10 protein-coding genes are annotated in these 11,840 nt (G+C 58.5%); all 10 read left to right on the top strand.

Annotation, left to right across the window (positions count from 1 at the left end; translation table 11 throughout):
- Positions 1-90 precede the first annotated feature (90 nt).
- The 10 genes from IEX40_RS10150 (at position 91) to IEX40_RS10105 (ending at position 11,819) form a co-directional block, all read left to right on the top strand.
- Entirely contained in the window at positions 91-1,137 is a 1,047-nt protein-coding gene (locus tag IEX40_RS10150) for a LacI family DNA-binding transcriptional regulator (RefSeq protein ID WP_188747878.1), read from the top strand.
- 314 nt (positions 1,138-1,451) lie between these two features.
- Positions 1,452-2,429 (top strand): carbohydrate porin, encoded by a 978-nt coding sequence (locus IEX40_RS10145; protein WP_188747876.1) that lies wholly within the window; start codon positions 1,452-1,454, stop codon positions 2,427-2,429.
- Between the two features lie 256 nt (positions 2,430-2,685).
- The gene (locus IEX40_RS10140) at positions 2,686-3,465 is read left to right on the top strand and encodes a ThuA domain-containing protein (protein WP_188747874.1); all 780 of its coding nucleotides are present in this window, start codon (positions 2,686-2,688) and stop codon (positions 3,463-3,465) included.
- Positions 3,465-4,547, top strand: a complete 1,083-nt coding sequence (locus IEX40_RS10135) for a Gfo/Idh/MocA family protein (protein WP_188747872.1) — start codon at positions 3,465-3,467, stop codon at positions 4,545-4,547. The genes IEX40_RS10140 and IEX40_RS10135 overlap by 1 nt, the downstream gene beginning before the upstream one ends.
- An 84-nt stretch (positions 4,548-4,631) precedes the next feature.
- A complete protein-coding gene (locus tag IEX40_RS10130) occupies positions 4,632-5,897 on the top strand; it encodes an ABC transporter substrate-binding protein (RefSeq protein ID WP_188747870.1) in 1,266 nt (421 codons plus the stop codon).
- 72 nt (positions 5,898-5,969) lie between these two features.
- A complete protein-coding gene (locus IEX40_RS10125) occupies positions 5,970-6,980 on the top strand; it encodes a carbohydrate ABC transporter permease (RefSeq protein ID WP_188747868.1) in 1,011 nt (336 codons plus the stop codon).
- 1 nt (position 6,981) lies between these two features.
- Positions 6,982-7,809 carry a carbohydrate ABC transporter permease gene (locus tag IEX40_RS10120; RefSeq protein WP_188747867.1) on the top strand — a complete coding sequence of 276 codons (828 nt, stop codon included), beginning with the start codon at positions 6,982-6,984 and terminating at the stop codon, positions 7,807-7,809.
- Positions 7,810-7,839: 30 nt separating this feature from the next.
- On the top strand, positions 7,840-8,940 hold the full coding sequence (locus IEX40_RS10115; protein WP_188747864.1) for an ABC transporter ATP-binding protein: 1,101 nt from the start codon (positions 7,840-7,842) through the stop codon (positions 8,938-8,940).
- Between the two features lie 49 nt (positions 8,941-8,989).
- Positions 8,990-10,114, top strand: coding sequence for a Gfo/Idh/MocA family protein (locus tag IEX40_RS10110; RefSeq protein WP_188747862.1), 1,125 nt, complete (start codon positions 8,990-8,992; stop codon positions 10,112-10,114).
- Between the two features lie 115 nt (positions 10,115-10,229).
- Positions 10,230-11,819 (top strand): alpha-glucosidase, encoded by a 1,590-nt coding sequence (locus IEX40_RS10105; protein ID WP_188747861.1) that lies wholly within the window; start codon positions 10,230-10,232, stop codon positions 11,817-11,819.
- Positions 11,820-11,840: the final 21 nt, after the last annotated feature.

The raw sequence follows: 11,840 nt of genomic DNA, 5'->3' as shown, positions 1-11,840 counted from the left end.
CGGTCGGAAGCCTCCTGTCCCGCGTGTGTGTCAGCGGGTATGATAACCGGATCGGTATAGGACTGATTCAAGCGTTAAGGATTGAGTGACATGGCTTCTTCCCATCAACCACGGGCGAAACACACCTCGTTGCAATCGACAACTGGCCTTGGCAAGAGCGCCACTATCCACGAGATTGCGGAGGCAGCCGGTGTCTCCATCGCCTCGGTCAGCCGGGCGCTGAACGGTAAACCGGGTATCAGTGAGAAGCTGCGCCAGCACATCCTCAAGATCAGTGAGGAGATCAATTACCGGCCGAGCACCGCGGCACGACAGCTGATCGGCGGTAAAAATGCCGTGGTCGCCATCTCGATGCGTGAACACGGTTTCGAACTGCGGCCCTATTTTACCCTGCTCTATATGAGCCTGGTTGTGGAGTTGGGCAAGCAGGGCAAGACCCCGGTTTTCTTCAGCTATTCCGACAGCGAAAAGATACATCGGCAGGCCGGCTCGGCGATCCTGCTTGGTGAAGAGGTAGATGAGTATCGTCCCGAAATGCTGGCACGCCAGGGGATACCCTATATTCGCATCGACCAGTGGGACACTAACTTCTCCATCTCCACCGATGGTGTGGATGGTCTCTATCAGGCTACGCGTTACCTGATCGACAAAGGGTGTACCCGCATCGCCTTCATAGGCGAGGAAATCGGGCGGAAGCTGGATTTCCCTACACTTCCGCTGCCCGTGCCCGAACATCGTATTCTCGGCTATCACAAGGCGCTGGATGAGGCAGGTATGAAGCCTGCGCGGATCATCAATATCCCCTTTGCATACAACTCAACTCTGACCGCATACCGCCATCTACGCTCCAGTCTGAAGAGCCAGCCACTGGATTTCGACGCGATCGCCTGCGAATCCGATGAGCAGGCGATCGGCTGTATCACCGCGTTAGAAGACGAGGGCATTAAAGTGCCCGATCAGGTCTCGGTGACAGGGTTTGATGATTTGCCGCTGCTGGCCAAGGATTTGACGACGGTGCGCCAGGATATCCCGCAGCTGGCAGCTGAAGCGGTTAAATTGCTCAATGAAGCGATAAACGGTGCGGCGCCGCATCGTGTCATTCTTCCCGTCACTCTGATCCGGCGCGAGAGCGCCTGATTCCTCGCATTGCCCTCCTTTATCCTCCGGCACCAGCAACGACTGTGGCGGGGAGGTATAACCTCCGCCACTGATTCAATAACGAAAAAGTATAAAAAACGCTCGTAATCCCTGTTTTCCATCTAACGTAAACGTTTACATTTTAGTAGTAAACGTTTACGTTTCAATTGCGCTCTGTCGCGGGTGACTACCGGATAGCAAAAACGACGAGTCACTGGTGCCGTATCGGTTGCTCTTTGCAGCCGGGCTGTTCGGGCGATCTGTTGCCCGCCCTGTCGCGCGTTTCCAGAGGTAGTAAATGGAGCAGGATAATCATGAATAAAAATAAGAGTTACTACGTAAAACATGCGCTTGGGTTGGCTTTGCTGACCGCTCTGTCCGCACAAGCGATGGCTGAAATAAGTCTCGACGCTAATATCGAGTTGAATACCGATATGACCGACACTGCCACCGGTAGCACGACATATGACCAGGATGGGCGTGTTGAAGTGAATGCTTTCGCCCGCCGTGAAAAGGGCGATTACTTCGTGCAGGGCAAGGGTACCGTGCTGCTTAAAACCGATGGCGAGACTGCAGTAGACGATGCGTTTATCCAATTCGGCTCCGCACGGTGGGATCTGCAGGCGGGGCGTTTTGAGGCGGTCAACCTGTTCCCGAAAGGCAAAGATACTCTGGTTGTCCATGCCGGCGGCGTCAACGTATATGAAGCCAATCTGGCGCGTGGCCGTGTCGGCGACGGAGGGGGGCAGTTCGCACTGCACCTGAATGCCAGCGATAACATCAGGTTCGAACTGGGAACCGTTTTTGGCGATCCTGAGGTCGATGGGGATAATACGAAAGCCTTTGCTGGCGTACGTCCGGCTGTCACCTGGTACAGCGGTGATTTCAGCGTGACCGCGGGCTATGAACGCGTGAGTTACGATCTGACCGCCGGAGGTGACGTAGATAAACAAGGATATGGTCTGACAACAAGTTTCAAGCTGGCTGGAGCGGATGTAAACCTGTCGGTCGCGCGCCTGGATGACAGTAGCTCCGGTAGTGACCAAAAGACAACAAGTTACGGCGCCAATATGATCTACGGTAACTTTGGTACCGGTCTGATCTACTCCGAAGATAGCGTCAACGGCGTCGATGCCGATGTTACGACGGCCTATATGGCCTATACCTTACCGCTGTTCGATATCGAAAATGCATCGGTTACCTTCGCAGGCTCTACCTCTAAGGCAGACGGCGATGGCGTAACAGATGACACCACCAATGCATTGCGGCTGCGTTTTAACTACGCGTTCTAATCCTTCTGCGGCGATCAGGTGGGAGTGAGCAGCTCTTCGTCCTGATCCGGGATCCGACCGAGCCGTATCTGCAGCTATTCACGGTTGCAAATCACAACCCGGCATAAAGAATAAAATTGTAAAAAAACGTATTTTTCTTTCATTATTTTCATCACGTAAACGTTTACTATTTTTGAGTAAACGTTTACTTTAAATGGAAGAGCGGCAGCAGGTGGTTGCCTAACAACAAAAACAGATCACTGATAAGGAGCGAGCCATGACAGTGCGAGCCACGGTCTGGGGTGAGAACGTTCACGAACAGACCAATGAAATCGTTGCCCGGATCTATCCGGACGGGATGCATAACTGCATCGCCCAGGCGTTAAATGAAGATGCGGGGATTGAAGCTATCTCCGTTACGCTGCAGGACCCGGAGCACGGCCTCACCGACGAGGTGCTGGAGAACACCGATGTTCTGCTTTGGTGGGGGCATGCCGCTCATGGCGATGTATCCGATGAGATTGTCGACCGGGTGCAGAAGCGTGTGCTTGAGGGGATGGGGCTGCTGGTGTTGCACTCCGGCCACTACGCCAAGATCTTCAAGCGCCTGCTCGGCACCACCTGCTCGCTGAAGTGGCGTGAAGCGGGTGAGCGCGAGCGGCTCTGGGTGGTCAATCCCGGTCATCCGATCGTGCAGGGGGTCGGCGATTATATCGAGTTGCCGCACACCGAGATGTATGGCGAGCCGTTTGCAGTGCCCAACCCCGACGAGGTGATCTTTATCAGCGCGTTCGAGGGTGGCGAGGTGTTTCGCTCCGGGCTGGTTTACCGCCGTGGCAACGGCAAGATCTTCTACTTCCGTCCCGGTCATGAAACCTACCCGATCTACTATGATGAGAAAGTACGTCGCGTACTGAAAAACGCCGTGAAGTGGGCGCAGCCGGAGGGTTCACGCTGGGTCGACAGCTGTCCGAATGTACCGGCCGATCAGGCGCCGAATCCGGTCGAGATCAAGGGCGAAAGCCTGCACAAGCCCGGCGAAGAGGGGTTCAAGTGATGGTCAGGCTCGGTATTGTTGGCGCGGGTGCCATGGGCGGTCATCAGGCCGGCAAGTTTGCGGTCGTCCCCGGCTGCGAGCTGGTGGCGGTCTGTGATGTCGATCTTTCGCGTGCTCATGCATTTGCGCTCAAACATGGTGTCGATCAGGTCTATGCCGGCGTTGATGAGATGTTGGCCAGCGCGAATCTGGATGCCGTTTCAGTTGTGACACCGGATAAGTTTCACAAAGACGCCGTGATGAAGGTGATCGCCGCCGGCAAGCACGTCCTGTGCGAGAAGCCGCTGGCCACCAATGAGGCCGATGCTATCGAAATGGCCCAGGCTGCCCAGCGGGCGGGCGTCATCAATATGATCAACCTCAGCTATCGCGATTCCGCGGCCCTGCAGCGGGCGCGGGAGCTGATTGCCGACGGCAGGCTAGGTCGCGTTATGCATGTCGAGGCGAGCTATCTGCAGAGCTGGCTCAGCAGCAGGGTATGGGGCGACTGGCATACTGAACCTCAATGGCTGTGGCGTCTCTCCAGCGAGCACGGCAGCAAGGGTGTGCTCGGTGATGTCGGTATTCACATCCTCGATTTCGCCAGTTTTCCGGTGGGCGATATTCAGAGTGTGAACTGCAAGCTGCGCTGCTTCGACAAGGCCGAGGGCAACCGCATCGGCGAGTACCCGCTGGATGTCAACGACAGCGCGCTGATCCGTGTCGAATTCGCCAATGGCGCGCTTGGCACCGTGCATACCACGCGTTGGGCCAGCGGCCACCAGAACTCCTTGCGCCTGCGGATCTTCGGCGACAAGGGGGCGTTAACAATTGACATCGATATGGAAAGCGGTTGGGAGACAATAGCGCTCTGTGTCGGTGATAACGTCGATCTGGTGCAGTGGGAAAGGCTCGAAGTTGAGCCGACACCCAGTATCTACCAGCGCTTTATTACGAGCATCGAAACCGGCGTCAATGACCAGCCGGACTTCGAGCGAGGCGCGCGCCTGCAGTCGATTCTGGATCGCTGTTTTGACGCCGATCTGCAGGATCGCACACTGCCGGTTGAGCAAAAAACTGCGCCCCTGGCGGCTTTAGCCTGATTCAAAGGGTCAGGCAAAAGCGTTTGCCTGACTTAATTCGTGACAGTGGATGTCAGGATTCTAAAAACAATAAGAGACGAAAAAATGACTAAAACTCTGCAAGCTTTTCTCACCGCCTCCCTGCTCGGGGCGGGTTTGACCTCCATGGCCGGCCAGGCTGCCACGCTGAACGTCCCCTGCACCACGGGAACCGGCTTCAAACAGTGTGAAGCGTTGGCGCAGGCGTGGGCCGAATCCAGCGGTAACAGCATCAATATCGTCACCGTACCTTTCTCGTCGACCGACAAGCTGGCCCTGTACCAGCAGATCCTCAGCAGCAAATCCGCCGACCTGGATGTGTTTGATGTGGATGTGGTCTGGCCGGGTATTCTTGGTGCCCATTTCGCCGACCTCAGCCCCTACACCCAGGGCGTTGAAAAAGAACATTTCCAGGCGATCATTGCCAACAACCGCTACAAAGGCAAGCTGGTGGCGATGCCGGCGTATACCGACGCGCCGGTGCTCTACTATCGCAAGGACCTGCTCGAAAAGTATGGCGAGCCTGTACCGACAACCTGGCAGGGGATGAGCGACTCGGCCAAACGTATCCAGGAGCAGGAGCGTGCGGCCGGCAACGACAAGATGTGGGGCTACGTGTTCCAGGGTAAAGCGTACGAAGGTTTGACCTGCAACGTGCTTGAATGGATCGACTCCTTTGGTGGCGGGACTCTGGTTGAGTTCGATGGCGAGATCAGCGTCAACAACCCCAAGAGTGCTGCAGCGCTCGATCTGGCGGCAAGTTGGGTCGGCAGCATCACCCCGCAGGGGGTGCTGAACTATGACGAGGAGGGTGCGCGACGGGTATTCCAGTCCGGCAATGCCGTCTTCATGCGCAACTGGCCCTATGCCTGGGCGCTGGCCAATGGCGATGAGAGTGTCATCAAGAGCAAGGTCGGTATCGTCCCCTTGCCGATGGGGCCGAACGGACAACACAGCGCCACCCTGGGCGGCTGGCAGTATGCTGTCTCGAAATACTCCGAAAACGTTGAAGCGGCAGCGGACTACGTCATGTACGTAACGAGTGCAAAGGCGCAGAAACAGAACGCCCTACTCAACGGTTATCTGCCGACCATCGTCTCTCTCTATGAGGATGAAGAGGTGCTCGCTGCCAATCCGTTTTTTGCCTATATGCGTGCAACCCTTGAGGAGAGTGTTGCGCGCCCCTCTACCGTGACCGGCGAGAAGTACAACCAGGTCTCCAACGAGTTCTGGAACGCGGCTCACCGGGTCCTGTCCGGCAAGTCCAGCGGGGCCGAATCGGTCGCCGAGTTGGAGCACAAGCTCAAACGTATTCGCGGACGTCGCTGGTAAACCTCTCACCCTGGCGGGCAGGCTATGCCTGCCCGCCCTCCCAGTCAAAAAATAACGAGATAGGGGAGTGTCATGGATATCTCAACCGTTAGTGGCCCTCAAGCGCGAACCCTGCCGGTGTCCAGATCGCCGAGAGGCGCGCAGCAGGGCAAAAAGACAACCGGGCTCAGCGGTTTCTCGCGGCAACGCATCCGTACCGCCTGGCTGTTCCTGTTGCCGATGATTCTGGGGCTCGCTTGTGTGGCCGGCTGGCCGCTGCTGCGAACCTTCTACCTCGGGTTTACCGACTCCTCACTGTCCAATCTCGATGGTGCCAATTTCATCGGGTTCGAGAACTACCTGGTGTACGACCAGGGAGAGTGGTACGGCATACTGGCCGATTCGCTTTGGTGGAGGGCGGTTGGCAATACCGTCTATATCACGCTGCTGTCCGTTTCACTGGAAACGGTGCTCGGTGTGCTGGTCGCCCTGATCCTGCATGCCAAGTTTCCCGGTCGCGGCCTGGTGCGCGCCGCCATCCTGATCCCCTGGGCGATACCCACCGTGGTCTCGGCCAAGATGTGGGGCTGGATGTTGCACGACCAGTACGGTGTCATCAACGACCTGCTGATGTCGCTGCACCTGATCTCCAGCCCTGTGGCCTGGACCGTGAACCCCGACACAGTGTTGGGCACCATCGTCGCGGTCGATGTCTGGAAAACCACCCCCTTCATGGCGCTGTTGACCCTGGCCGCACTGCAGATGCTGCCGAAGGATTGCTACGAAGCCGCCCGTGTCGATGGCATCCATCCGATCAAGGTGTTCTTCAAGGTCACTCTGCCGCTGATCAAGCCGGCGCTGGTGGTGGCGGTTGTGTTCCGCATGCTTGATGCCCTGCGTATTTTCGACCTGATCTACATCCTGACCTCGAACAGCGAGGACACCATGTCGATCTCGATCTACGCCCGCCAGCAGTTGATCGACTTCCAGCAGGTCGGTTACGGCTCGGCTGCCTCCACGCTGGTGTTCCTGTTGGTGTTCGGTCTGACGCTGGGCTACATCTTCGCCACCCGTCTGAAATTCGATGGTTCAGGAGATCACTGATATGAAAGCGCTCAAACGACGTACAGGTCAGGTGCTGTTCGCCCTCGCGGTGCTGGCGCTGCTGATCTACACGATCTTCCCGTTCTATATCGCCATCGTAACCTCGTTGCAGGGCGGTGAGGGGTCGTTCTACCTGCCCCAGGATTTCGATTTCGGCAACTATGTCTCGGTGTTCCGCGAGCAGCCGTTCTTCCTCAACATCCTGAACTCGGCTCTGGTCTCCTTCGGCACGGTGGCGATTTCGCTGCTGATCGCGGTGACCGCCTCCTACGCTCTGGCCCGGGTCCATTTTCGCGGTCGCACCACGCTGCTGCTGACCGTGCTTGGCGTATCGATGTTTCCCCAGGTCGCCGTGCTGTCCGGTATGTTCGAACTGGTGCGCCTGCTCGGGCTGTACAACAACCTGGGCAGCCTGGTGCTCTCCTACACGGTATTTTCGCTGCCGTTCTCGGTCTGGATCCTGACCACTTTCATGCGTGGTATTCCCAAGGATCTGGAGGAGGCCGCGATCGTCGATGGCGCCACGCCCTGGCAGATCATCACCCGGATCTTCATGCCGGTGCTTTGGCCGGCACTGGTGACCACCGGACTGCTGGCGTTTATCGGCGCCTGGAACGAGTTCATGTTTGCGATCACCTTCATCCTCAGCAACGAGCAGCGTACGGTGCCGGTGGCGATCTCGATGATCTCCGGCGGCTCACAGTACGAGATGCCCTGGGGGCCGATCATGGCCGCTTCGGTGATCGTCACCGTACCGCTGATCCTGTTGGTGCTGGTGTTCCAGCGCAAGATCGTCGAGGGCCTGACCGCCGGTGCGGTTAAGGGTTGATCGCCTGACAACAATAAGAGAGTAATCACTATGTCCAGTATCGAATTCGTCAAACTAGAAAAAGTCTACAAGGGCCTAAGCGACTTCTGCGCCGTCAAGGGCGTGGACCTGCAGATCAACGAAGGGGAGTTTGTAGTGTTCGTCGGCCCCTCCGGCTGCGGCAAGTCGACACTGCTGAGGATGATCGCCGGTCTTGAGGATATCAGTGGCGGCGAGCTCTATTTCGGCGACCGCTGCGTCAACGACCTGTCGCCGAAGGAGCGCGGCATCGGCATGGTATTCCAGTCCTATGCTCTGTATCCGCACATGAGCGTGTTCGACAACATGGCGTTCGGTCTGACCTTGGAAAAAGGCAGTCGCGAGACGATCAAGGAGAAGGTGGAGGAGGTTGCCCGCATCCTGCAGATCGACCATCTGCTCGATCGCAAGCCCAAGGCGCTTTCCGGTGGTCAGCGTCAGCGTGTCGCCATCGGCCGTGCCATCGTGCGCCAGCCCAACGTGTTCCTGTTCGACGAGCCGCTCTCCAACCTGGATGCGTCACTGCGCGTACAGATGCGGATCGAGATCACCAAGCTGCATCAGCGGTTGAAGACCACCTCGATCTACGTCACCCATGACCAGGTCGAGGCGATGACGATGGCGGACAAGATAGTGGTACTGAACCAGGGCCGGATCATGCAGGTAGGGAGTCCGCTGCAGATCTACAACGAGCCAGCCAATACCTTCGTGGCGGGCTTCATGGGATCACCGACCATGAACTTCATCGACGTCGAGGCGAAGGATGATCAACTGAGTCTGCGCAACGGGCAGGCCAGCCGCAGCTTCCCGATGCCGTTCCACTACAGCGGACAGGCGACGTTGGGCATCCGACCCGAACATATCGAGCTGCAGCCGCAGGCCGATGCTATTCCGGTGGAGACCCGGATCTGCGTGGTCGAGCACTTGGGCAATGAAACCCTGCTCTACCTCACTACCGACCTGTGCGAGCAGCCGCTGGTGGTAGCCGTGTCGGGTGAGACGTCGCCGGAGATCGGCAGTGCTCTTTCGATCTACCTGCCGCTAGAGCGCTGCCACCTGTTCGATGCACGGGGGGATGCCGTCCGGCGTCAGGGCAAAGTGACGGTCAGCTGAGCCTGTACAACCGCTATTCAACCGGGTAAGTGAGAGAGGGGGAGACCCTATGGCAAAGACAATTCGCTGGGGCATGGTCGGCGGCGGCATCGGCGGCTTTATCGGAGAGATACACCGGATGGCAGCCCGGCTCGACGGAGGCTTTGTGCTCCAGGCTGGCTGTTTCTCCTCCGATGCCGAGCGTAACCGCCTGTCCGGTATCGAGCTGGGTGTGGCACAGGATCGTATCTACAACAGCTTCGAGGCGATGGCGGCACAGGAAGCGGAACGTAGCGACGGCATCCAAGCGGTGTCGATCGTGACCCCGAACCATCTGCACTTCGCTGCCGCCAAGGCGTTTCTTGAAGCCGGTATCGATGTGATCTGCGATAAACCGCTGACCACCACGCTGGCGCAAGCGAAATGCCTGGCCGATATCGCTCATGAGTCCGGCCGGTTGCTGGCGGTGACCTACAACTACACCGGCAATGCCATGATCCGCTGGGCACGGCAACTGGTCGACACCGGGGCGCTCGGCAAGCTCCGCCTGGTTCAGGTCGAGTATGCGCAGGACTGGCTCGCGCGTGATATCGAGCAGCAGGGACAGAAGCAGGCGGCCTGGCGGACCAACCCGGAGCTGGCCGGACGTGCCGGGTGTCTCGGCGACATCGGTGTACACGCTTACAACCTGGCGCGTTTCGTGACCGGCCAGCGTGCCGGTCGGGTGCTGGCCGAGCTGGAACGCTTCGTCGCCGGGCGGCAGGTGGATGACAACGTGCAGGTGATGCTCGATTTCGGCGACGGCCTGCGCGGTGCGCTCTGGGCCTCGCAGGTAGCGGTCGGGGCCGAGAACGCGTTACGCCTGCGTCTGTATGGCGAGGACGCCAGCCTGGCCTGGGAGCAGGAACACCCGAACCAGCTGCAGTTCACCCGTTTCGGTGAACCGGCCCAGGTGCTCAGCCGCAACAGTGCCGGCTATCCCGTCTCCCTGCAGCACCTCTGCCGTGTACCGGCCGGGCACCCGGAGGGGTACCTGGAGGCGTTTGCCAACATCTACGGCGAAGTTCGAGCTGCCCTGCAATGCGGCAGCGGCGACTATCCGGGAGTCGATGACGCGGTGGCCGATCTGGCCTTTATCGAAGCCTGTCTGGCGTCAGACGAGGCGGAGAACCGTTGGCGCCCTGTACCGCATTAGATAGAACCACACCGTTAACACCCTTATACATTCAACAACTTCCCGTCTTCGCCTGTTGGCGGAGGCGGCAGGGACCTGCGTGTCTCTGCTCGGAATATTGGTTTGAGGCTCTAAGATGACAGCAGTAAACAATGATTGGTGGAAAGGCTCGGTCACCTACCAGATCTACCCGCGTTCCTACCAGGACAGCAATCAGGACGGCATCGGCGATCTGCCGGGCATCACCGCGCGTCTCCCCTATATTGCCGACCTCGGCGTCGATGCGATCTGGCTATCGCCGATCTTTACCTCGCCGATGGCTGATATGGGCTATGACGTATCCGATTACACCGACATCGACCCCTTGTTCGGCACGTTGGATGATTTCGATGCCATGGTCGCTCGCGCCCATGAGTTGGGCCTCAAGGTGATCATCGACCAGGTACTGTCGCACTCCAGCGACCGGCATCCTTTTTTCCAGGAGAGCCGGATGAGCCGCGACAATCCGAAGGCGGATTGGTACGTATGGGCCGATCCCAACCTCGACGGCACACCGCCGAACAACTGGCAGGCGCTGTTCGGCGGTGCTGCCTGGCAGTGGGAGCCGCGTCGGCAGCAGTACTACCTGCATAACTTCCTGAAGGAGCAGCCGGACTTCAACTTCCACAACCCGGCGGTGCAGGATTGGCTGCTCGGTACCATGCGCTTCTGGCTTGAGCGCGGCGTGGACGGCTTCCGTCTCGACACGGTGAATTTCTATTTCCACGATGTGCTGCTGCGCAGCGATCCGCCGGACTATCGCAAGAAGGAGAAGCGCGACTGGCACCCCTACCACATGCAGTACCACCTGTTTTCGAAGAACCAGCCGGAGAACCTGGCCTTTTTGCAGAAGATGCGGGTACTGCTGGACCAATACGATGCCCGCACCCTGGTCGGTGAAGTGGGCGAGAGCCACCACGCCGTCGAGATGATGGGGCAGTACACCTCGGGCAATCGCCTGCATATGGCGTACTCGTTCGAGATGCTCGGCCCCAAATTCAGCGCACGCCATTTCCGCGACCAGATCGAAACCTTCTTCAGCCAAGCGCCTGATGGCTGGCCCTGCTGGGCGTTCTCCAACCATGATGTGGTGCGCCATGTCAGTCGTTGGCGCGAGCACGGTGTCAGTGAAGCGGCGCTGGCGAAACAGGCCTGCGCACTGCTGCTGTCGATGCAGGGCTCGATCTGCATCTACCAGGGCGAGGAGCTGGGCCAGACCGATACCGAGCTCGAGTACCACGAACTGACCGATGTTCAGGGCATCGCCTTCTGGCCGGAAGACAAGGGGCGCGATGGTTGCCGTACACCGATGGTATGGCAGCACGATGCTCCTTTCGCCGGTTTCAGCGAGGCCGCGCCCTGGCTGCCAGTGAAGGCGACGCAGGCAGCTCATGCCATGGATACTCAGCTCGATGTGCAGGGCTCGGTGCTGGAGTTCTATCGCCAGATGCTGCATCTGCGTCGCGAGCACGAGATCCTGCGTGCAGGGGAGACGGTGTTTCAGGATACCGAGGAGCCGATACTGTCGTTTGTTCGCGGCGGCGAGATCCGCTGTATCTTCAACCTGTCGTCCGAACCGCAGCAGATCGAGTGCATTGAGGGGAGCATTCTGATCAGTGAGGGTGCCGATAGGGAGTCTGGGCTGGTTAAGCTCGCTGGTAATGGCTTCGTGCTGCTGAAACTCTGAATGGAGAGAGCCGGGTTCCCA

It is taken from the genome of Marinobacterium zhoushanense (assembly GCF_014641945.1).
GTDB lineage: Bacteria > Pseudomonadota > Gammaproteobacteria > Pseudomonadales > Balneatricaceae > Marinobacterium_D > Marinobacterium_D zhoushanense.
Note: the sequence above shows the minus strand (reverse complement) of the source record. Positions and strands in the feature narration are given on the sequence as shown.